We start from the raw sequence: 21,455 nt of genomic DNA, 5'->3' as shown, positions 1-21,455 counted from the left end.
GGAGTACCCCCATGAAGCTCTCCGTCATCGGCACCGGCTACCTCGGTGCCACCCACGCGGCCGCGATGGTCGCCCTCGGCCACGACGTGGTCGGCCTCGACGTCGACGCCGACAAGGTCGCCAGCCTGTCCAGGGGCGAGGTCCCCTTCCACGAGCCCGGCCTGCCCGAGCTGCTGCGCGAGGGCCTGGCCTCCGGGCGGCTTCGGTTCACCACCGACGTCACCGACGTGGGCGCGAGCGCCGACGTGCACTTCCTGTGCGTCGGCACCCCGCAGAAGCCGGGGGAGAAGGCCGCCGATCTCACCTACGTCGAGGCCGCCATCGCCGCCCTGTTGCCCGAGCTGCGGGCCGGGGCCCTAGTGGTGGGCAAGTCCACGGTGCCGGTCGGTACGGCGGCGGGTCTGGCCGAGCGGGTGGAGGCCGTCGACGCCGACCTGGTCTGGAACCCCGAGTTCCTGCGCGAGGGGTTCGCCGTGGACGACACGCTGCGCCCCGACCGCATCGTCGTCGGGGCCACCTCCGAGCGCGCGGAGAAGACGCTGTTGGAGGTGTACGCCTCGCTGGTCGAGGCCGGCACCCCGGTGGTGAGCATGGACTACGCCACCGCCGAGCTGGTCAAGGTCGCCGCCAACGCCTTCTTGGCCACCAAGATCTCCTTCATCAACGCGATGGCCGAGGTCTGCGAGGCCGTCGACGCCGACGTCACCCTGCTCGCCGACGCCATCGGCCACGATGAGCGGATCGGCCGCCGCTTCCTCTCCGCCGGGCTGGGCTTCGGCGGCGGTTGTCTGCCCAAGGACATCCGCGCCTTCATGGCCCGCGCCGGCGAGCTCGGCATCGATCAGGCGCTGACCTTCTTGAAGTCCATCGACGACATCAACGTGCGCCGCCGAGCCCGCACCGTCGACCTGGCCCGCGAGATGTGCGGCGGGTCGCTGGCCGGCCAGCGCGTGGCCGTCCTCGGTGCGGCCTTCAAGCCGGACTCCGACGACATCCGCGACTCCCCGGCCCTCGACGTCGCCCTGGCCTGCCAGCGCGCCGGCGCCGCCGTGCGCGTCTACGACCCCCATGCGATGGACAACGCCCGCCGCGACTACGCGACGCTGGCCTACGCCGCCAGTGCCGTGGAGGCGGCCACCGATGCCGACGTCGTGCTGCACCTGACCGAGTGGGAGGAGTTCGTCACGATGCACCCCTCGACGCTCTCGGCCGTCGTCCGGCAGCGTCACATCGTCGACGGGCGCAACAAGCTCGACCGCGAGCTGTGGACCCGCGAGGGCTGGACCCACCGGGCGCTGGGTCGCCGCTCGCTATAGCGCCGGCAGGACGTCGGTGTGGGTGAAGTTCTCGCCCTTGAACAGCAGGGGTTCTCCGGCCACCGAGGCGAGGGCGTAGGAGAAGCAGTCGCCGAGGTTCAGTCGAGCCGGTGACCCCGAGCCCTTGCCGTAGCGCCGGTAGGCGAAGCGCGCGATCCGCGCCTGCTCGGCGGTGAACGGTGCGACGTCGATCTGCAGCTCGTCGAGGAGCTCGTCGAGACGCTGGCGGGTGGCCGGTCCCTGAGCGTCGAGCACGATGCCGCACTCCGCCAAAGACGCCGCCGACATGCGCGCGCGGCTGCCGAGCAGAGCTGCGGCGAAGACATCGCACTCGGGTTCGTCCCGCGCCATCGCCACGATGGCCGAGGAGTCGACGATCACGCCGGCAGGCCGGTCTCGGGGTCGTAGAGGTCATCGGTCGTCTCGATCGCCCGGTCCGGATCGGGGACCTCGGCGTGCATCTCCGCCAGGATCACGTCGATCCTCTCGCGACGCCTCGCCAGCTCCACCTGCTCCGGATCGGCGCCGTGACGGCGCAACAGCATCTCCAACGCCTCCTCGATCGCACCGGTCTGCGTCTTGCCCGTCCGCGCCGCGGCGTCCTTCGCCAGCTGGTGCACCCGCTCGGACTTGATGTTCAGTCCCACGGGTAGAAGTCTACCTTCGGCCGTTGACACCCATCTACCTCGTCGACCGATTGCTATGCTGTCAGCACAACTCAAGAGGGGCTGATTGGTTTCGACTGGGGACGCTAGTCCCAGGAGAAGCGGGTCGAGGAGCCAGCGTCATCTCGTAAACGACCGCTGGAACACACAGTTGCCAACTCTAAGCGCAACGACTTCGCTCTCGCTGCCTGAGCAGTGATCGAAGGGTCAGACCGGGCATCCGTCTCCGTCCCGGACCCTGGCCTCATTTAGGAGACTTGCTGGTCACTCCCTGTCAGGAGGGGTGACCGGGACTTTTTCCTGACTGAGCTCGTCGGCGACCTGTTCGTGGGAGTGCCGGAGCCGAGAAACCGCCATCACGAACTGCACCCGGAGAAGACCTGGTTCGGCGCTCGAGGACGCGGGTTCGATTCCCGCCAGCTCCACGCAACGCGCACGTGCGGCATCCCCGGGTGTCGCCGCGGCTACCGTCACCGCTCAGCCCCGAGTCGTCCTAAGTCTGGGCTCCCAGCTCGTCCAGCTCGCCAGCAGCGCAAGCGCTTCGGCCTCTGGCGAGTCCGGCTCGGGTGTGTAGACGTTCAGTCTGAGACCGGTGTCGGCGCTGAGGTCCATCGCCTCGTACGGGAGGGTCAGCTCGCCGACGATCGGGTGTCGCAGCCGTTTGACGCCGGCGCGATGGAACTTGACGTCGTGCCGGGCCCAGCGGGTGGCGAAGGCCTGGCTCCTGGTGCTGAGCTCGCCGATCATCTGCGTCAGCACGCGGTCGTTCGGCGCCCGACCCGCCTCGGATCGGATGAAGGCGACCGAGTCGTCCGCCGCCTTGTCCCAGTCGACCCAGAAGTCCTCGGCAGCCGGGTCGAGGAAGCAGAACCGTGCCGAGTTGACCGGGCCGCGCTCGGCGAACAGCGGTGACTCGAACACCGGGGCGTACAGGGCCCTTCCGAGTTGGTTGGCAGCCAAGATGTCGAAGCGGCCGTTGCGCACGTAGACCGGTACCGTCGCCATCGCGTCGATGACACGCAGCGTTGCGGCTCGTACCCGGCTCGGCGGCGTCGATCCCCGTCGACCCGCGGAGCTCGCGGCTCGGGCCAAGTCGTAGAGATGCGCCCGCTCCGCGTCGTCGAGCTGCAGCGCCTGTGCCAGCGCATCGAGCACCGAGTCGGAGGCGCCGGACAGGTTGCCCCGCTCCAGACGGACGTAATAGTCGACGCTGAGCCCGGCCAGCAGTGCGACCTCTTCTCGGCGCAGGCCCTTGACCCGGCGGTTGCCACCGTAGAACGTCAGGCCGGCCCCGTCCGGCGTCAGTCGTTCCCGGCGCGATGTGAGGAAGTCGCGCACCTCGCTGCGGTTGTACACCCCTCGACGGTAAGGGCTCTCGCTGAGGGGATGGGGGTACTGCCAGTACCGGTCAAGGCAGTCACTGCCGGGTCCTCGCGATCTTGCGTTGCATAGCTGCATGAGCAACCGGTCGCGAGCTGTTCGCGACGTCGCAGACGTGCAGAGCGAGCAGCTGGCCGACCAGACGCACGACGTCGCCCAGCGGGGGCCGTCGCGGACCGGCACTCGCAAGACCGCCATCCTCGGGATCATCTGCATCAGCTACTTCATGGTGATCCTGGACAACTCGATCATCTTCACCGGGCTGCCGAGCATCCAGGCCTCGATGCACTTCGGCGCGACCGGCCTGACCTGGGTGCAGAACGCCTACACGCTGGTCTTCGGCGGCCTGCTGCTGCTCGGCGCCCGGGCTGGCGACATCCTCGGCCGTCGTCGGATGTTCGTGTGGAGCCTGGTGGTCTTCGGCAGCGCATCGTTCCTGGTGGGCATCGCCCCCCTCAGGTGGTGGTTGATCGCCGCCCGGGCGTTCCAGGGCGTCGGGGCAGCGATCCTGGCGCCGTCGGCGCTGGCGCTGCTGACGGCGACCTTCACCGAGTCGCGGGAGCGCGGCCGAGCGGTCGCCGCTTACAGCGCGGTGGCCGGCATCGGCGCGAGCGCCGGCTTGGTCGTCGGTGGGGTTCTCGCTGACTGGATCTCATGGCGAGCGGGGTTCTTCCTCAACGTGCCGATCGGTATGGCCATGCTGCTCGCCGCACTTCGGATCCTGAAGCGCGAGCCGCCGACGCAGCGCGGCAGGTTCGACGTCCGCGGTGCGCTGTTCGCCACGCTCGGGATGACGGCCGTCGTCTTCGGGGTCATCAACGCCGCCGAGTCCGGCTGGGGAGCGCTGAGCACGATCGGTTCGTTGCTGGTCGGCGCCCTGCTGTTGAGTGGGCTGGTGCTCAACGAGGCGCGAGCCGAGCAGCCGATCATGCCGCTGCGACTGTTCGCGGACCGGCAGCGGGTCGGGGCTTACCTGACGCGTCTGCTTTTCCTGGGCGCCATGATCGGGTTCTTCTTCTTCACCACCCAGTACCTGCAGGACGTGCTCGGCTTCTCACCGCTGCAGGCTGGCTTCGCATTCCTGCCGATGTCGGCGATGAACTTCGCGGTGGCGGTACTGGTCACGCGCATCATCGGCCGCATCGGCGCCACGCCTACCCTGATCGTGGGCGTGGCGGTCACGTTGGCCGGGATGGTGTGGCTCAGCCGTGTGGAGCTCACCAGCGGCTACCTGAGCGCGGTCGCGCCGCCGATGGTGCTCATCGGTATCGGTCAGGGCCTGGCCTTCGCGCCGATGACATCGGCCGGCCTGCACCAAGTGGCCGGCCCGGACGCCGGGGCGTCGTCGGGCCTCGTCAACACGTTCCACCAGCTCGGAAGTGCTGTCGGCCTCAGCGTCCTGGCCGCCCTCGGCGCCGCGGCCGCCAGTGCCACCGCCGCGCCCACGCAGGCCGTCGTCCAGCGAGTCACCGCGGCCCTGACCGGAGGCAGCGTCCTGCTGTCGATCGCCCTCGGGGCGGTGGTGACGCTGATCGCGACCTGGCGCAGCTCCGCAGCCGAATCGGCGCCGCTGAACCCCGTCAAGCGCACCGACCCCAGCTCATCAACCCAGATCGTTCAAGCAGAGGAGACCACATCATGAAGGCAGCACTGTTCAAGGGCGAGAAGCAGATCGAGATCGGCGAGCGACCCGATCCGACGATCCAGAACGACACCGACGCCGTGGTCAGGGTCATCCGTGGTTGCGTCTGCGGCTCGGACCTCTGGTACTACCGGGGCATCAACCAGCACAAGGTCGGCAGCATCGGCCACGAATACATCGGCGTCGTCGACCAGGTCGGTGTCGGTGTCAAGGACCTCGCGGTGGGTGACTTCGTGATCGCACCGTTCACCTACAACGATGGCACCTGCTCGGCGTGCCGCAACGGCTTCCAGTCGAACTGCGAGCACGGCGGCGCGTTCGGCGATGGCGAGACCGATGGCGGCCAGGGCGAGTTCGTCCGCAGCCCGTATGCCGACGAGACCTTGGTCAAGGTGACGGGCTCGGACTTCACCGACGAGCAGCTGGCCTCGTTCACCGCTCTGTCCGATGTCATCTGCACCGGTTACCACGCCGCGGTCAGCGCCGGGGTCGAGAAGGGCGACGTCGTCGCAGTGGTCGGTGACGGGGCGGTGGGTCTTGGCGGCGTGCTCGGTGCCAAGCTGCTCGGCGCGAGCCGGATCATCGCTTTGAGCCGTCACGCTGAGCGACAGAAGGTCGCCATCGAGTTCGGCGCGACCGACATTCTCGAGGAGCGCGGCGACGACGCTCTCCAAGCCGTCATGGCGCTCACTGACGGCGTCGGTGTCGACGCCGCTCTGGAGTGCGTGGGCACCGATGAGTCCATCAGGACCGCAGCCGAGATCACGCGCGCCGGCGGCATGATCGGCGCCGTCGGTGTGCCGCTGTACGAGGGTTTCGAGTATCAGACGCTGTTTTGGAAGAACGTCGGTATCAAGGGCGGCGTCGCGCCCGCTCGGCGGTACATCCCCGAGTTGCTGGAGCGAGTGCTCTCGGGCGAGATCAACCCTGGTCTGATCTTCGACCTGACCACCGACCTCGACGACATCGCCGAGGCCTACGCAGCCATGGACGAGCGGCGGGCGATCAAGTCGCTGGTCCGCGTGAGCGAGGAGCAAGGATGAAGCGTGTGGAGCCGAGCACGTCGAAGGGACCGGCCGAGCGGTTCACCGGGGACGTCCACCCGACCATCGTCTTGTCCGGTGAGGACCCTTCGCTGGTCCGGATGGGCTCGGTGCATTTCGCGCCCTGCGCTCGCACCGCCTGGCATTCCCACGCCGTGGGTCAGTACCTGCACATCGTCGAGGGCACGGCGCTGTTGCAAGAACGCGGCAGCGACGTCGTGAAGCTCAAGGCGGGGGAGACGGTCTACACCGAGCCCGGTGTTGAGCACTGGCACGGCGCCAGCGACGACAGCTTCATGGTGCATCTAGCCATATGGGAAGCACCGGTCGACGGCAGTGAGGAGACCACGTGGGGTGAGCACGTCACCGACCAGGAGTACAGCGGAGAAGCCGTAGTGGACCAAAAGGCAGGAGTCACGAGATGAAGAAGCGCACGCTAGGCAGCCAGGCTCTCGAGGTATCGGCGGTCGGGCTGGGTTGCATGGGGATCAGCCAGTCGTTCGGCCCCTCGCCGGAGCGCCCGGAGATGCTGCAGTTCCTCCGCGACGCCGCCGACAGCGGTGTGACCTTCTTCGACACCGCCGAGGTCTACGGGCCGTTCCACAACGAGGAGGTCGTCGGTGAGGCGCTGGAGCCCATCCGCGACGAGGTGGTCATCGCCACCAAGTTCGGGTTCTCCCTCGATGACGGCGACCGCAAGCTGGACAGCCGTCCCGAGCACATCCGCGAGGCGGTCGAGGGGTCGCTACGGCGGCTTCGTACCGATCACATCGACCTGCTCTACCAGCACCGGGTCGACCCGGAGGTGCCCATCGAGGAAGTCGCTGGTGCGGTCAAGAGGCTCATCGCCGAGGGCAAGGTGCGCCACTTCGGGCTGTCGGAGGCCGGCGTCGACACCATCCGCCGGGCACATGCCGTGCACCCGGTAGCCGCGTTGCAGAGCGAGTACTCCCTGTTCTGGCGTGAGCCCGAAGGCACCATCCTCACCAGGGTGGATGAGCTCGGAATCGGCTTCGTGCCGTTCAGTCCGCTGGGCCGTGGCTTCCTCACCGGAACTGTCGACGCCTCGACGCAGTTCTCCGACGGGGACATCCGCTCCAACTTGCCCCGCTTCACCACGGAGGCACGTGAGGCGAACCTGGCCCTGGTCGACCGGGTCCGCGTCGTCGCCGAACGCAAGGACGCCACCGTGGGACAGATCGCCCTCGCCTGGCTGCTCGCCCAGAGCCCCACGATCGTGCCCATCCCGGGCACCCGCCGACTGAGCCGTCTGGAGGAGAACCTCGGCGCGGCCGACCTGGTCCTCGACGACACCGACCTGGCCGAGCTCGACCAGGCGTCGACGCAGGTCAAGGTCGTCGGCGAGCGTTATCCCGAGGCGATGCAGGCGATGATCGATCGTTGATCCGAGGTCGTCGAGGATGCGTGGGCATCGCTATCGACGTCGGTACTACCGGCGCCATCGGCTTCTCGGCGTGTCGTCGGACCTCAGGACTTGGGCCTGGAGAACAGGTTGACCGTGTTGCCGTCCGGGTCGAGGAACACCGCCGAGCGGTTGCCCCACGGCATGGTCGTGGGTTCCTGGACGATGTCGGCGAGGTGCTCGCGCAGCGCCTGGAAGGCGTTGTCGGCGTCGTCGACGAGGAACTCCAGCAGCACGCTCCGGTTGTCGGTGGGGTGCGGAGCGTGCTCGCCGAGCATGGCGACCGTGGCGGGGCTTGCGAAGGCGAGCAGGCCCGTCTCGAGCCGAAGCTCGGCGAAGAAGGGCGTGGGTCGGCTCGCTTGCACGCCCGTCAGGCGCTCGTAGAACTCGACGAGGCGGTCGATGTCGTCGGTGATGATGCGGATGCCGAAGATCATGGTGGGTCCTGTCCGGTGAGGAGGATGGTCGGGTCGGGTCGGGTCGGGGCGGTGGTGGCGTCGGAGCCGTCGTCAGCTCTGCGTCGTCGGTGTCGTCGGTGTCGTCGGTGTCGTCGGGGTCGATGCCTGCGCATCGGCGCCGAGCGTGATCGGGTCGACATCGAGGCTGGTCGCGGTGTCGTCGGCAATGGGCTCTCCCTTGGTGTTGGCGGCGCGGGTGGCGATGGCCGCGGCCACGATCAGGGAGACGGCGGAAGCGAGCAGGGCTCGGTGGAAGCCGCCGGTCAGGGCGACTGGGGGAGCGATGCCGCGGCCGAGCAGGTCGGTGGTGTGGGCGGTCGCGATGGCGGAGAAGACGGCGAGGCCGAGGGCCACCCCGAGCTGGAAGGCGGCGTTGACGAGGGCGGCGGCGAGGCCGGCCTGTTCGGGGAGGACGGCGGCGTTGCCGGCGGTCTGGACGCCGACAAGGACGGCTCCCAACCCCACGCCCATGATGACGAGACCCCCGAGAAGGTCGGCGAGGTAGGACCCCCGGACGGGCACGCGCGAGAGCCAGAGCACTCCGATCGCGGCCAACACGGCGCCGGCAACAATGAGCGGCCGGGTGCCGACGGCGGCGAAGAGCTGGGAGGACAGACCTGCACCGAGGACGACCGCGAGTCCCGCAGGAACGTAGGCGAGTCCGGCCTGCGTGGCGGAGAAGCCGAGGACGTTCTGCATGTACAGGGTGATGAAGAAGAACATCGAACCGAACCCGGCGAACGCGATGACCTGCGTGGCGTCGGCGGCGGCGAGACCCTTGACCCTGAAGATCGAGAACGGCACCAGGGGGTGGGCCTGCAGTCGTTCGTTGAGGATGAACCCGACGAGCAGGACGGCGGCCACGGCGAGCGCGGTGATGGCTCCTGGGCTGCTCCACCCGATCACGGGCGCCCGCACCAGGCCGTAGATCAACGACAGCATGGCGGACGTGATCAGCAGCGCGCCCGGGATGTCGAACTGGGAGAGTCGTGCTCGTCGTCGGTCGTCCTCGACCAGCCAGTACGTCGCGGCGACGATGATCACGCACACCGGTGGGTTGACGTAGAACACCCAGCGCCACCCGGGGCCTCCGGTGAGCACACCGCCCAAGAACACGCCCAGGAGAGAGGCAAGACCGCCAACCGCCCCCCAGGCCCCCAGAGCCTTGAGACGATCGGTGCCCTGGTCGAACGTGGTGGTCAGGATCGACAGCGCGGCCGGGGTCATCAGCGCCGCAGCCAGCCCCTGCACCAGGCGACCGGCCACGAGCACACCCGCGTGGTGGGCGAAGCCGGAGACCAGCGACGCCACGCCGAACGCGGTGGTGCCCGCCAGGAGGAAGCGGCGCCGGCCAAGGAGGTCGGAGAGCCGGCCTCCGAGCAGAAGGAAACCCCCGTAGGTCAGGACGTAGCCCGACAGCACCCACTGCAGGTTCTGGACGCTGACGCCGAGGTCGCGCTGGATCGCCGGCAGCGAGACGTTGAGGATCGAGCCGTCGGCGAAGTCGATGAAGCCGACCAGGCACAAGAAGAGCAGCGTCACCCGCCCCCGTGGTGTGGACAGGAAGGACGCTTCAGGCGTCGTGACTGACATGGGATCACTTCCAAAACTTGGTTGGGTAACCAACTAAACACGAACGACCACCGTGTCCGCAAGTGGGGTCCGGCTGGCCGTTGGGCTGATCCTCGCGATGTCGCGAAGAGCGCGTAGAGTCTGAGTCGGGTAACCAACCGATACGAGGTGACGTGATGGCCGCAGCGAGCTCTCCGACGACGCCCCGTGGTGCCGACAAGCGTGATCGACTCGTCGACGGCGCGCGGCAGGTCTTCTACGAACGCGGCGTCGAACGCACCACCATCGCCGACATCGCCGAGCACACCGGCATCCCGGTCGGCAACATCTACTACTACTTCAAGACCAAGGACGAGTTCGTCGACGCTGTCGTCAAGACTCACGCCGACGCCCGCGAGCAGCTGCTCGCCCGTCTCGGCCGGCGACGCACCCCACGCGCCCGGCTCAAGGCGTTGATCGAGGAACTCGACGCGACCCGCGACCTCATCACCGACTACGGATGCCCCATCGGCACGTTGTCCACCGAGCTCAACAAACGCAGCGGCACCCACCAGGCTCTCGGCAGCCGAGAGCTGCTGGGTTCCATGGTCGACTGGGTCGAGGAACAGTTCAACGAGATGGGTCGAAGCGACGCTCGCGACCTTGCGGTCAACCTCATCGCCACCTACGAAGGCGCGACGATCCTGACCCACTCGCTACGTGACCCCGATCTCCTGCATCGCCAGAGCCAACGGTTGCGGCGATGGATCGACTCGCTCCAGAGCGCCGCTGGTTGACTCGGCCGGCCGACTTCCTCCGCGTCCGGTAGATCGTCCTAGGCGCAGGCCGGGGTTGCGCCGGCTGTTGCTTCGTGAGAGTCGTGCTCGCCGTCCGGCACGTCGCGGACGGTGTGATCGCGACAGCCATGGCGACAGATCCCTGCTATGCAGTCGATCTGCATGCAGGTGCTGGCGTCACGTGTCGTACTCGTACCCGTCCCACGGTGAGGAGTAGGCGATGAAGTCGCCGGGCTCGATGCTGATGTAGTAGCTGCCGTCGTCGTACCGGCCGACCTCCCATCCGAACTCCGTGCCGTCGACGGTCCGGGTGAACGGTTCGACCGTGATCGGCTCGAGGACGAACTTCCCCAGCTCGTGCAATCGGTCCTGCAGCGTGCGGTCCGATGGGGCGGGCGCGGCCTGACCCGGGGGAACGCCGGTGGCGCGGCCCACGGCGCTGACCCGGACCTCGTCGAAGACCCCGTCGGCCGTCCACAGGAAGAGGCCGACCCAGCCCCGGTCGTCGCTGAAGAGCTCGTCGCTGAGGAAGAACCGTCGCCCGTCCGCGGCGGTGCCGGCGTAGGGGACGTGGTAGTCGTCGGGACGGATGGTGAACCGCGTGGGTCTGGAGTCCACGTGCTCCTGCTTTCCTGCGGTGGGCGCCACCGGTCGTGCATGGGCGGCGGCACCGCAGCCGGCCAGCGTGCCGAGGGAGGCCAGGACCAGGAGAGGTCGTCGGGAGAGCATCGGCGTCCGGTGAATCTGGTTCACGGACGTCATCATGGCGCCGCGCTATGGCTACAAGGGGTGTCCGATGCGTCAGCGGCCCGCGGTGTCGCTGCGACGCTCGATGGAGATCACGTCGCGCCAGGTACCGGCGAGCGGTCCGTGGGTCATGTGGCCGACGCGCTGGCGGGTGCCGACGTCGCGCAACCCGGCGGCGCGGTGAAGGGCGAGGCTCGCGGCGTTCTCGGGAAAGATGCCGGACTGGATGGTCCAGATGCCGGCGGTTTCGGTGGAGGTGATGAGCGCGTCGAGGAGCAGCCGGCCGACGCCGCGGCCCTGGGCGCCGGGGTCGACGTAGACCGAATACTCGACGACGCCGGCGTAGACGCATCGGTCGGAGACGGCCGACGCGGCCGCCCAGCCCAGCACCCCGCGCGAGTGGTCGAGGGCGACGAGTCGTTGATGGGGGTCGGATCTCGTCGCGGATCGGGCGAACGGACTCGATGCCCAGGCCGGCCGGATCGTCGAGGACCCAGTCCTCGTAGCGCTTGCCGGGGACGAACGGGCACTCGTCGCCGCAGCCCATGGTGACGACGACGTCGGCCGCCTGCACGGCCTTGGACGTCAGGACGCGGGGCTGAGGACCGGCGATGTCGACGCCGACCTCGGCCATGGCGGCGACGGCCACGGGGTTGATCTCGTGACCCGGCGCCGACCTGGCGGAGAGGACCACGACCCGGTCGCCCGCCAGATGTTGCAGGTAGCCAGCGGCCATCTGCGAGCGGCCGGCGTTGTGGACGCAGACGAACAGGACGGTGGGGCGGGTCGTCACAGGCCGCCACCGATCAAGGCGGACAGGTCGGCCAGCGCTTCGGTGCGCACCGAGTAGTAGACCCAGGTGCCGCGCTTGGAGCGGTCGAGCAGGCCGGCCTCGTGCAGCACCTTCAGGTGGTGGCTGATGGTCGGCTGGGACAGGTCGAAGGCGTCGTTGAGATCGCACACGCACGCCTCGCGCTCGGCGTGGGAGGCCACCAGCGACAGAAGACGCAGTCGCACCGGGTCGGCCAGGGCCTTGAGCAGCGGGGCGATGCGCTCGGACTGATCGGCCGTCAGCGGCGTAGACGTCAGCGGCGAGCAGCACGCCACGGTCTCGACGGGTGTGAGCGCGAGCAGTGACTTCGACACCTGTCTATGTTGACGCACGTCGATGTCTCTGACAATGTCGAACATCGACAGATGTCTATCTATGGAGGACGCCATGTCCCGCCTGCAGCTCGCCCTCAACGTCGACGATCTCGAGAAGTCGGTCGCGTTCTACTCGACCCTCTTCGGCGCGATGCCGGCCAAGACCAAGCCCGGCTACGCCAATTTCGCCATCGTCGAGCCGCCGCTCAAGCTCGTGCTCATCGAGAACTCCGGACACGGCGGCACCGTCAACCACCTCGGCGTCGAGGTGCGCGACACCGACGAGGTCGACGCCGAGCAGACCCGGCTCCACGGCGCCGGCCTCGCCTCGATCGACGAGCGCGGCACCATCTGCTGCTATGCCAGGCAGGACAAGTTCTGGGTGGAGAACGCCCCCGACGCCGAGCGCTGGGAGATCTACGCGGTGCTTTCCGACGCCGACGACTTCGGTGACGGTGCGGGCGAGGGTCAGTCGGTGCGGGGCTGTTGCTGAGCGGTGGGTGCTGGTGGGCCTGCCAGCCCGTCGAGCAGCACCGAGACCATCGTGTCCGAGCGGCCGGGCTCGCCGTCGACCGAGATGCTGATGAGGCGGGCCAGGGCCTCGACGAGGTCCTCGGCGCGGACGTCGGGGCGCAGGGTGCCGTCGGCGGCGCCGGCGTCGAGGATGGCCTGCACCTTCGATGCGAGCACGCCGAGGAACAGCCGGGGCAGCGGGGCGTAGGCGGGGTCGCCGGAGTGCAGGGCGGCGGCGAAGCCGCGCTTGGTCTCCACGAACCGCCGCAGTCGCTCGGCCCAGAGCCGGAGCGCCTCGGCGGGCGGGCGCTCGGCGCCGAGCCGCTCGGCCGCGTCGGCCGTCGCGTCGAGCTCGTGCCGGAAGACCGCGATGATCAGGTCCGAGCGCTGGGGGTAGTTCCGGTAGATCGTGCCGACGCCCACCTCGGCGCGGGCGGCGATCTCGCGTACGGGCGCGTCGACGCCCGACTCGGCGAACACCGCCTTGGCCGCCTCGAGCACGGCCGCGGTGTTGCGTACCGCGTCGGCTCGCTTGCGCTTGACCGGCGCTTCCACGTCCACGCATGTCCTCCCATCGACAAACGGAACAATGTTCCGTATAGTTTCGGAGCAGTGTTCCGGTTATGACTGTACCGCCCCCGGCGGTGCTGATGGAGGAGGAAACGATGAAGTACCGACCGCTGGGCCGCACCGGCATCCACGTCTCCCCGTTCGCGCTCGGCGCGATGATGTTCAGCTCGTTCGGCAACGGCGACCAGGGCGAGGTGGACCAGATGGTGGCGCGTGCGCTGGACGCCGGCGTCAACCTCGTCGACACCGCCGACGCCTACGGCGACTCCGAGGAGATGCTCGGCCGGGCGCTGCGCGGGCGGCGCGACGAGGTCGTCCTCGCCTCGAAGTTCTCGCGCCCGATCGGTGAGGACGTGAACCACCGCGGCGGGTCGCGCCGCTGGATCATGACGGCGGTCGAGAACACGCTGCGCCGGCTGCAGACCGACCACCTCGACCTCTACCAGATGCACCGCCCCGATCCGGAGACCGACGTCGAGGAGACCCTCTCGGCCCTCACCGACCTGGTGCGCAGCGGCAAGGTCCGCGCGATCGGGTCCTCCGACATGCCGGCTTCGGACATGGTCGAGGCGCAGTGGGTGGCCGAGCGGCGCGGGCTGGAGCGGTTCCGCGTCGAGCAGCCGCACTACTCGATCCTGGACCGCACGATCGAGCGCGAGGTCCTGCCCGTCGCGCAGCGGTACGGCCTCGGCACGGTGATCTGGAGCCCGCTGGCCAGCGGCATGCTGACCGGACGCGTGCGCCGCGGCCAGGAGTCCGACCTGCGCCGCACCGCCATGTTCGCGGCGTTGCGCGACGAGCGTCGCATCGACGCCGTCGAGGAGCTGGTGGCTCTGGCCGAGGAGGTCGAGATCCCGCTGACCCATCTGGCGCTGGCCTTCGTGATCGCCCACCCCGGCGTCACCGCCGCGCTCATCGGCCCGCGCACGATGGAGCAGCTCGACGACCTGCTGGCGGCCGCGGAGATCGCGCTCGACGACGAGGTGCTCGACCGGGTCGACGCGATCGTTCCGCCCGGCACCGGCGTGGGCCGGATGGACCAGGAGTACAACACCCCGCCGATCCTCGAGGCGACGCTGCGCCGGCGGCCCTCGGCCCAGCGGTCAGCGGCCTAGCGGCCCGGCACGCTGGCGATCGGACGACGTCGTCTCAGGACGTCATACGAGGTGGTCGCGGGAAGCACCCCTTCGTATGACGTCCGAGGACTGCACCACCACGGCGGCACGACCGGGCTATAGTGGTCCCGCCGAGTAGGACCGACGAGGTCCTGGGGACTCGGCGGCCCGGCGGTGGAACTCTCCGCGGCGGGCCGACTCTCCTGGTGCTTCTCGGCGCGCCGGCGCCTCGCACCAAGGGAGCCGACGACGTGTTCGACGTCGTCAGCAGCGGCCGGGTACCCGCCCGGGCGCGAGCCCAGGAAGGAAACCGTGGCTCGAGGCAACCAACGTCGAGGTGGCGCCACCCGCAACCGGCGGCGTCCGCTCGACAACGAGGGGATCATGCCGGTCCTCGCCCGCGCCGTGCGCGAGGTCGAGAACAACGTGCGCGGCGGCCGTGCCCAGTCGTGGGTGCGCACCCAGTTCCAGGTCATCGCGATCCTGGTCCGCGAGGAGCGCGCGCGGATGAAGGTCGACCCCGACCTGAGCGAGGCGCAGCGCGCCGAGCAGCTCAAGCGGCTCGACGGCGTCGCCACCATCCTGGCCAAGACCGCCACCCGCGACACCAGCCTGCTGATGCTGCTGGCCGAGGACGCCGAGGTGTCCGACGCCGCCCGCGCTCTCAAGCGCGAGATGGTCGCCAAGGCCGGCCTGGAGGCCGCCGAGGAGCCCGAGGTCGAGGACGACGTCGACGACCACGGCCACCACGAGCGGCAGGTCGTGCCGCAGTCGGTGATCTCGCGGCAGCTGGCCAACCCGTTCTTGGCCCCGGACTTCTCCCACGTGGTGCCGCGTCGCGAGGGACCGCACCGGCTGGCCACCTGGGAGCTGCTCGGGCCGCTCTTCCGCTCCTTCGAGAAGGCCACCGACGGCAAGGCCTCCTGCATGACGCTGCCCGAGCCGACGTCGATGGTGGCCGGCGGCCGGGTGCTGATGAACCACCAGGCCCAGCTGGTCGAGTCGGCCGCGGCCGGGCATCGGACCTTCCTGCTCGCCGACGAGCCGGGCCTGGGCAAGACCGCGCAGGCGCTGCTGGCCGCCCAGGCCGCCGACGCGTTCCCGCTGCTGGTCGTGGTGCCCAACGTCGTGAAGACGAACTGGGCGCGCGAGGTCGAGCTGTGGCTGCCCACGCGCCGCTCCACCGTCATCCACGGCGACGGCGCCGACGTCGACGGCTTCGCCGACGTCGTCATCGTCAACTACGACATCCTCGACCGCCACGTCGGCTGGCTCGGTGTGCACGGCTTCCGCGGCATGGTCGTCGACGAGGCCCACTTCATCAAGAACAAGTCCTCCCAGCGCTCGCAGCACGTGCTGCAGATCGCCGACCGGATCCGCGCCCGCTCCCACCAGCCGCTGATGATGGCGCTCACCGGGACGCCGCTGATCAACGACATCGAGGACTTCCGGGCGATCTGGCAGTTCCTGGGGTGGATCGACGACAAGCGCCCGACCCACACGCTGATGGACGCCCTCGAGGACACCGGGCTGACCCCCGCTGAGCCCTCCTTCTACTCCTCCGCCCGTCGTGCGGTCATCGACCTGGGCATCGTGCGTCGCCGCAAGGTCGACGTCGCCGCCGACATCCCGGCCCGTCGCGTGGCCGACCTGCCCGTCGAGCTCGACGGCGAGCTGGGCCGCTCCATCCGGGAGGCCGAGCGCGAGCTGGCCCGCCGCATGGTCGCCCGCTACGACAAGGCGCTGGAGACCCGGATCTCCGGCAAGGTCGTCGAGGGCATCGACCGCGAGCTGGTCCACCGCGTCGCCACCTGGGAGCGCGAGGACAGCGACACGGCCTCGGAGGAGAACGTCTTCACGATGATGCGGCGCATCGGCCAGGCCAAGGCCGGGCTCGCCGCCGACTACGCCGCCCAGCTGGTGCGCAACGTCGGCAAGGTCGTGTTCTTCGCCAAGCACGTCGATGTGATGGACGAGGCCGAGAAGCTCTTCGCCAACCGCGGCATCGGCTACTCGGTCATCCGCGGCGACCAGACCGCGAAGGCGCGTCAGGAGAACATCGACGCCTTCACCAACGATCCCGACGTCTCGATCATCGTCTGCTCGCTGATGGCGGCCGGCGTGGGCATCAACCTGCAGGTCTCCTCCAACGTCGTGCTGGCCGAGCTGTCGTGGACCGACGCCGAGCAGACCCAGGCCATCGACCGCGTCCACCGCATCGGACAGGAGGAACCGGTGACCGCCTGGCGCGTCATCGCCTCCCAGACGCTGGACACCAAGATCGCCGAGCTGATCGACGACAAGGCGGGCCTCGCCGCGCGGGCGCTCGACGGTTCCGACGCGGAGATCGGCTCCAGCACCGACCTGCAGCTGGCGGCGCTCGAGGCGCTGCTGCTCGACGCGCTGGAGGCGCGCGGCTGAGGTCCGCCCCGGGCTGGACCACCGCGGTGTTCACCTGCTGTTGGCCGCCGTGTCGGCCGCTGTCCGGGCGCGACACAGGCTGAGGGGCGTCAGATGGGCTCATGCCTGATCCCAATATCCGGTACAACCCGGACCTGCCCCTCACCGTTGACGAGTTCACGGAGTGGAACGCGCGCGAGCTGGCGCGCCACAGCGTCACGCGCCGCAGCGCGCTGAAGACCATCTCGGCGGGCGCGGGGGCGCTCACCGCGGCCCAGTTCGGTCTGGCCAACGCCGCGTTCGCGGCCGGCGGGGGAGTGGCGGGGCGCTCCGGCGTCGTCGTGTCCGGGCGCCATCTCTCGTTCATCCCCGAGTCGTTCGGGCTGCGCGAGTCCGGGATGGCGCTGACCGCCCAGCTGGTCAGCAAGACGGGCTCGCTGCCCAAGAGGCTGCGCGCCTTCGTCGACGTCGGCGACCGTCACGGTCACTACGGCCGACGCGTCGAGGCCGACATCGTGCACCTGGTCGGCCAGTACGCGATCCCCAACGGGCCGGTCGGCAGCCAGTTCTACCTCAAGGCCAAGATCCACGGGCTGCGCCCGGACGAGGTCTACCACTACCGCGTCCGGCTCTCCGACGGCACGCGCACCGGCGACGCGCACTTCGCCACCGCCCCGCTGCACCGGATCGGCAAGCGGCACCACCACGACGTGCCCAAGCCCTTCACCTTCACCGCGTTCGCCGACGTCGGCACCAACAACGCGCCGACCGACCCGCAGTACGCCTGGGGCAACGACCCGGCCACCGTCACCGCCAACAACGGCGTCTGGGCCCGCGGCGTCTTCGACGACAACTACTACTCCACCACCGACCCGGTCGCCGGCACCGGCGGCACCGACCTGACGCCGGCGGTCACCATGACCAACCTGATGAAGACCCAGCGGCCGGTGTTCACGCTGCTGGCCGGCGACATCTGCTACGCCGACCCCGGCGGGTCCGGGCTGCCGGCCGACAACACGATGCCGACGCCGGTGGGCAAGAACGCCTACAACCCCTACGTCTGGGACGTCTTCCTCAACCAGATCGAGCCGCAGGCGGCGTACACGCCGTGGATGTTCGCCACTGGCAACCACGACATGGAGCCGCTCTACGGCGGCACGAAGTTCCTCGGCGACAGCCCCAAGCACGGGTACGCCAGCCACGAGAAGCGGCTCGACCTGCCCAACAACGGGCCGAAGACCTGCCCGTCGGTCTACAGCTTCGTCTACGGCAACGTCGCGGTGATCTCGGTCGACGCCAACGACCTCTCGGCGGAGATCCAGACCAATACCGGCTACTCCGACGGCGCCCAGCTCCACTGGCTGAAGCGGACGTTGAAGAAGTGGCGGACCGACCCCGACGTCGCGCCCGGCATCGACTTCGTCGTGGCCTTCTTCCACCACTGCGCGTACTCCACGACCAACAACCACGCCTCCGACGGCGGCGTGCGCGACGTGCTGGACCCGCTGTTCAGCAAGTATCAGGTGGACCTGGTGGTGCAGGGCCACAACCACCTCATGGAGCGCACCGACCCGATCAAGTACGGCAAGCGGACCAAGGCCGCGCCGGACCACTCGACCGTGCACCCCAAGGTCGACGGCGTCACCTACATCTGCGTCGGCTCCGGCGGCCGGCCGCGCTACCCGTTCCGACCGGCACCCAGCGCCGCCAACCCGGCGCCTCCCGGCGTCGTGCCCAGCGGGCCGCAGGCGCTCGCCGAGGGTCAGCGCTACCGCGGCTACCAGCCGCCCGGGGGTGCGAACGTGACCGAGAACAACACCGAGAACGTGCTCAACAGCTACGTGTGGAGCAAGGAGGGGACGGCCGTGAACTCCAGCGGCTACCCCGCCGGCACGAAGGTGCCCGAGACCGTCGACTGGTCGCAGGTGCGCTACGACAACTACGCCTTCATCGCCATCGACGTCGACCCGGCGCCGCACGGCAAGCACACGACATTCCGGATCCGGACGCTGGCCGACGCCCTGCCGGGCAGCAACCAGCGCTACACCGAGATCGACCGGATCACGCTCAAGCGCCGGGCCGGGTTCGGCTCGATCCGTCACCCGCACCACTGAGCGACACCACGTCATACGTCCCGGTCGCTGCGGCGACCGGGACGTATGACGTCTCACGCCTCGGCGCGGGCCCGGCGGGGGAGGAGCCAGCCGAGCAGCCAGGCGATGGCGATGGCGCCGACGACGGCCAGCAGGGTGTCCTGTGCCGCGACCAGCGGCCGACCCAGCTCGAGCCGGTCGAAGAACAAGGTGGCCAGCACCGCGACGCCCAGGGAGGCGCCGAGCTGCTGCAGTGACTCCAGCAGACCGCTGGCCGAGCCGACCTCGTGGTCCTCGACCTCGCTGATGATGATCGAGAACAGCGGCACGAAGATCATGCCCATGCCCAGGCCGAACACGGCCAGACCCGGTGCGAGCGACCCGACGCCGACCTCGCCGGTCGCGTGGTCCAGGGCGACCCACAGCACCAGCGTCCCGGCCGCCATCAACGTCAGTCCGACGTGCAGGATCGGCCGGCCGATCGCGGTGGCCGCCCAGGCGCCGACGCCCGCCCCGAGGAACGCGCCGACCGCCATCGCGGCCAGGTAGAGGCTGGCCCTCAGCGCGCTGAAGCCCAGCCCGACCTGCAGGAACAGGCCGATGGCCAGCGAGAACCCGATGACGCTGCCGAAGAAGAACAGCGTGAAGACGATGCCCGAGACGTAGGAGCGCTTGGTCAGCAGCGACGTCTCGATGAGCGTGCTGCGCCCCGCCCGGATGCGCCGGCGCTGGTGCGCGGCCAGCAGCCCGGCCACGGGGACCGCGGCGGCGAGCACGCCGAACACCCAGGCCGGCCAGCCGAGCGTCCGCCCGTCGACCAGGGGGAAGACCACCAGGAAGCTCATCATCGCGACCAGCAGCGTGCCGACGACGTCGGGTCGCGAGCCCGCATGCGAGGGCGCGGGCGCGGGCAGCGTACCCAGCCCGACCACGAGCGAGAACAGCCCGATGGGCAGGTTGATGAGGAAGAGCATCCGCCAGTCCGATCCGAACAGGTCGGCCTTCATCAGCAGTCCGGCCGCCACGGGGCCCAGGATCGTCGAGAGCCCGATCACGGGGCCCAGCGCGGCGAACGGCGCGGCCATCCTCGCCGGACCGAAGATGTCGCGGATCAGCCCGAAGCACTGCGGCACCATGAGCGCGGCTGCGACTCCCTGCAGCACCCGGCCGCCGACGAGCACCTCGGCGCTCCAGGCCGCCGAGCAGAGCACCGAGGTGGCCAGGAAGCCGGTGAGCCCGCGGAGGAACAGCCGGCGACGACCGACCCGGTCGCCCAGCCGTGCGGCGGCGATCAGCCCCACGGCCAGGGCCAGGGTGTAACCGGCGGCCACCCACTCCAGGCTGGCCGAGGACATGCCCAGGTCGCGCTGCACCGAGGGTGCGGCGACGTTGACGATCGTGGAGTCCAAGACGTTGAGGACGATCGCGGCGATGACCGCCGAGAACGCCAGCCAGGGCCGCGAGGCCGTCTCCTGCTGCGGGGCCGCCACGGGGACGGCTGCGCCGGTGACCGGCGCATCGGTGAGTGTCGTCATGCGGCCGACGCTAGGAGCGCATCAGGCATGTTTAGTTCCTGATGTGGAACTATTCTCCACGACATGTCCCAGACCACGACGTCGGGCCGGCTGCTCACGCTGCTGTCCCTGCTGCAGACCCCGCGCGAGTGGCCCGGCCCCGAGCTGGCCGAGCGGCTCGGGGTCTCCCAGCGCACCATCCGCAACGACGTCGAGCGGCTGCGCGGTCTGGGCTACCCCGTGCACGCCTCGCGAGGGTCGGTGGGCGGCTACCGGTTGGCGGCCGGGGCCGCCATGCCGCCGCTGCTGCTCGAGGACGACGAGGCAGTGGCCGTCGCGGTGTCGCTGGCCACGACCAGCGGCAGCGGGATGGACGGCATCCAGGAGACCTCGCTGCGAGCGCTGACCAAGCTGATGCAGGTGCTGCCCAAGCGGCTGGCCGGTCGCGTCGACGCCCTGGCCGCCCACACCGTCCGGGTCGGTCCGAAGCGGGGCGGCTCCGACGTCGACGGCCAGCTGCTCGCGCTGCTGGCCGGCACGGCCCGCGACCGCGAGGTGCTGCGCTTCGGGTACGCCGACCACGCGGGCGCCGGCACCGAGCGCCGGGTGGAGCCGTACCGGCTGGTAAGCATGGGGCGGCGCTGGTACCTGGTCGCGTTCGACGTCGAGCGCGACGACTGGCGCACGTTCCGCGTCGACCGGATGAGCGAGGCCCGCTCGGTGGGCCACCGGTTCCGGCTGCGCGAGCTGCCGGCCGAGGACATCGCCGACTACGTCGCCCGCAAGACGCGCCAGGTGCAGATGAAGGTCACCGGGCGCGTGGTGGTGCACCTGCCGGCCGAGCGCGTCGAGCAGCGGTTCGGCTGGTGGGCCGAGGGCGCCGTCGAGCCGTTGGCCGAGGACCGGTGCCGGGTCACGATCGGCGGTCGCACCCCGGCCGACGTCGCGTCCTGGCTGGGCGTCCTCGACGCCGACTTCGAGGTGGAGGACTCGCCCGAGCTGGCGCGGGCCGTCCGAGCCGTCGCCGACCGCTACGGCCGGGCGGTCCCCGAGGACCTGTCCTGAGCGGCCCCTACGCTCAG

Annotated in this window: 21 protein-coding genes, 1 other RNA gene and 1 pseudogene; 12 read left to right on the top strand and 11 right to left on the bottom strand. The window is 69.7% G+C overall.

The window, feature by feature from the left end; genetic code table 11:
* Positions 1-11: 11 nt before the first annotated feature.
* Positions 12-1,316 (top strand): UDP-glucose dehydrogenase family protein, encoded by a 1,305-nt coding sequence (locus D9V37_RS08055; RefSeq protein ID WP_121805596.1) that lies wholly within the window; start codon positions 12-14, stop codon positions 1,314-1,316.
* Here the strand turns inward: D9V37_RS08055 and D9V37_RS08050 are convergent.
* Positions 1,311-1,697 (bottom strand): type II toxin-antitoxin system VapC family toxin, encoded by a 387-nt coding sequence (locus D9V37_RS08050; RefSeq protein WP_121805595.1) that lies wholly within the window; start codon positions 1,695-1,697, stop codon positions 1,311-1,313. The genes D9V37_RS08055 and D9V37_RS08050 overlap by 6 nt on opposite strands.
* The gene (locus D9V37_RS08045; RefSeq protein ID WP_158604413.1) at positions 1,694-1,963 is read right to left on the bottom strand and encodes a type II toxin-antitoxin system VapB family antitoxin; all 270 of its coding nucleotides are present in this window, start codon (positions 1,961-1,963) and stop codon (positions 1,694-1,696) included. The genes D9V37_RS08050 and D9V37_RS08045 overlap by 4 nt, the downstream gene beginning before the upstream one ends.
* A 77-nt stretch (positions 1,964-2,040) precedes the next feature.
* Here D9V37_RS08045 and ssrA point away from each other — a divergent pair.
* Positions 2,041-2,409: a transfer-messenger RNA gene (gene ssrA, locus D9V37_RS08040) on the top strand.
* A 49-nt stretch (positions 2,410-2,458) separates the two neighbouring features.
* On the opposite strand, the gene D9V37_RS08035 is transcribed toward ssrA, so the two are convergent.
* The gene (locus D9V37_RS08035; protein ID WP_198412436.1) at positions 2,459-3,337 is read right to left on the bottom strand and encodes a helix-turn-helix domain-containing protein; all 879 of its coding nucleotides are present in this window, start codon (positions 3,335-3,337) and stop codon (positions 2,459-2,461) included.
* Between the two features lie 100 nt (positions 3,338-3,437).
* Between D9V37_RS08035 and D9V37_RS08030 the strand changes: the two genes are divergently transcribed.
* Genes D9V37_RS08030 through D9V37_RS08015 form a run of 4 tightly spaced genes read left to right on the top strand, consistent with a single transcriptional unit; the run spans position 3,438 to position 7,451 of the window.
* Positions 3,438-5,003: an MFS transporter gene (locus D9V37_RS08030; RefSeq protein WP_121805592.1), complete on the top strand. Its 1,566-nt coding sequence runs from the start codon at positions 3,438-3,440 to the stop codon at positions 5,001-5,003.
* Positions 5,000-6,046 (top strand): zinc-binding dehydrogenase, encoded by a 1,047-nt coding sequence (locus D9V37_RS08025; protein WP_121805591.1) that lies wholly within the window; start codon positions 5,000-5,002, stop codon positions 6,044-6,046. Before D9V37_RS08030 ends, D9V37_RS08025 begins: the two co-directional genes overlap by 4 nt.
* Positions 6,043-6,471: a (R)-mandelonitrile lyase gene (locus tag D9V37_RS08020; RefSeq protein WP_121805590.1), complete on the top strand. Its 429-nt coding sequence runs from the start codon at positions 6,043-6,045 to the stop codon at positions 6,469-6,471. Before D9V37_RS08025 ends, D9V37_RS08020 begins: the two co-directional genes overlap by 4 nt.
* The gene (locus tag D9V37_RS08015) at positions 6,468-7,451 is read left to right on the top strand and encodes an aldo/keto reductase (RefSeq protein WP_121805589.1); all 984 of its coding nucleotides are present in this window, start codon (positions 6,468-6,470) and stop codon (positions 7,449-7,451) included. Before D9V37_RS08020 ends, D9V37_RS08015 begins: the two co-directional genes overlap by 4 nt.
* Positions 7,452-7,534: 83 nt before the next feature.
* On the opposite strand, the gene D9V37_RS08010 is transcribed toward D9V37_RS08015, so the two are convergent.
* Both D9V37_RS08010 and D9V37_RS08005 read right to left on the bottom strand, forming a co-directional pair.
* Positions 7,535-7,906, bottom strand: coding sequence for a VOC family protein (locus tag D9V37_RS08010; RefSeq protein ID WP_121805588.1), 372 nt, complete (start codon positions 7,904-7,906; stop codon positions 7,535-7,537).
* Positions 7,907-7,978: 72 nt separating this feature from the next.
* A complete protein-coding gene (locus D9V37_RS08005) occupies positions 7,979-9,520 on the bottom strand; it encodes an MFS transporter (protein WP_121805587.1) in 1,542 nt (513 codons plus the stop codon).
* Between the two features lie 155 nt (positions 9,521-9,675).
* Here D9V37_RS08005 and D9V37_RS08000 point away from each other — a divergent pair, with 155 nt between their 5' ends.
* Entirely contained in the window at positions 9,676-10,275 is a 600-nt protein-coding gene (locus D9V37_RS08000; RefSeq protein WP_121805896.1) for a TetR/AcrR family transcriptional regulator, read from the top strand.
* A gap of 177 nt (positions 10,276-10,452) precedes the next feature.
* Here D9V37_RS08000 and D9V37_RS07995 read toward each other — a convergent pair whose 3' ends face one another.
* From D9V37_RS07995 to D9V37_RS07980, 4 genes and pseudogenes are all read right to left on the bottom strand, one after another.
* Positions 10,453-11,028, bottom strand: a complete 576-nt coding sequence (locus D9V37_RS07995; RefSeq protein ID WP_147455895.1) for a hypothetical protein — start codon at positions 11,026-11,028, stop codon at positions 10,453-10,455.
* Positions 11,029-11,076: 48 nt separating this feature from the next.
* Positions 11,077-11,505, bottom strand: a complete 429-nt coding sequence (locus tag D9V37_RS07990) for a GNAT family N-acetyltransferase (protein WP_121805585.1) — start codon at positions 11,503-11,505, stop codon at positions 11,077-11,079.
* Positions 11,453-11,758, bottom strand: a pseudogene (locus D9V37_RS07985) (arsenate reductase/protein-tyrosine-phosphatase family protein); the annotation flags it as partial. The gene D9V37_RS07990 and the pseudogene D9V37_RS07985, both read right to left, overlap by 53 nt.
* A 53-nt stretch (positions 11,759-11,811) precedes the next feature.
* Positions 11,812-12,168 (bottom strand): ArsR/SmtB family transcription factor, encoded by a 357-nt coding sequence (locus D9V37_RS07980; protein ID WP_232524809.1) that lies wholly within the window; start codon positions 12,166-12,168, stop codon positions 11,812-11,814.
* A gap of 73 nt (positions 12,169-12,241) precedes the next feature.
* Between D9V37_RS07980 and D9V37_RS07975 the strand changes: the two genes are divergently transcribed.
* Positions 12,242-12,661, top strand: coding sequence for an ArsI/CadI family heavy metal resistance metalloenzyme (locus D9V37_RS07975; protein ID WP_121805894.1), 420 nt, complete (start codon positions 12,242-12,244; stop codon positions 12,659-12,661).
* Here the strand turns inward: D9V37_RS07975 and D9V37_RS07970 are convergent.
* Positions 12,637-13,242, bottom strand: coding sequence for a TetR/AcrR family transcriptional regulator (locus tag D9V37_RS07970; RefSeq protein ID WP_198412435.1), 606 nt, complete (start codon positions 13,240-13,242; stop codon positions 12,637-12,639). The genes D9V37_RS07975 and D9V37_RS07970 overlap by 25 nt on opposite strands.
* Before the next feature lie 104 nt (positions 13,243-13,346).
* Here D9V37_RS07970 and D9V37_RS07965 point away from each other — a divergent pair, with 104 nt between their 5' ends.
* The 3 genes from D9V37_RS07965 to D9V37_RS07955 all read left to right on the top strand — a co-directional run bounded on the left by D9V37_RS07965 (position 13,347) and on the right by D9V37_RS07955 (position 18,880).
* Positions 13,347-14,366 carry an aldo/keto reductase gene (locus D9V37_RS07965; protein ID WP_121805583.1) on the top strand — a complete coding sequence of 340 codons (1,020 nt, stop codon included), beginning with the start codon at positions 13,347-13,349 and terminating at the stop codon, positions 14,364-14,366.
* Between the two features lie 384 nt (positions 14,367-14,750).
* Positions 14,751-16,787: a DEAD/DEAH box helicase gene (locus D9V37_RS07960; protein ID WP_121805582.1), complete on the top strand. Its 2,037-nt coding sequence runs from the start codon at positions 14,751-14,753 to the stop codon at positions 16,785-16,787.
* Positions 16,788-16,888: 101 nt separating this feature from the next.
* Positions 16,889-18,880 carry a purple acid phosphatase family protein gene (locus D9V37_RS07955; RefSeq protein WP_121805581.1) on the top strand — a complete coding sequence of 664 codons (1,992 nt, stop codon included), beginning with the start codon at positions 16,889-16,891 and terminating at the stop codon, positions 18,878-18,880.
* Between the two features lie 53 nt (positions 18,881-18,933).
* Here the strand turns inward: D9V37_RS07955 and D9V37_RS07950 are convergent, their stop codons facing one another.
* The gene (locus D9V37_RS07950; protein ID WP_121805580.1) at positions 18,934-20,394 is read right to left on the bottom strand and encodes an MFS transporter; all 1,461 of its coding nucleotides are present in this window, start codon (positions 20,392-20,394) and stop codon (positions 18,934-18,936) included.
* A gap of 63 nt (positions 20,395-20,457) precedes the next feature.
* Between D9V37_RS07950 and D9V37_RS07945 the strand changes: the two genes are divergently transcribed.
* Positions 20,458-21,438: a helix-turn-helix transcriptional regulator gene (locus D9V37_RS07945; protein ID WP_121805579.1), complete on the top strand. Its 981-nt coding sequence runs from the start codon at positions 20,458-20,460 to the stop codon at positions 21,436-21,438.
* The last annotated feature ends 17 nt before the right edge of the window (positions 21,439-21,455 follow it).

Source organism: Nocardioides mangrovicus, assembly GCF_003674065.1.
Taxonomy (GTDB): Bacteria; Actinomycetota; Actinomycetes; order Propionibacteriales; family Nocardioidaceae; genus Marmoricola; species Marmoricola mangrovicus.
This window is presented reverse-complemented; position numbering and strand designations above follow the sequence as displayed.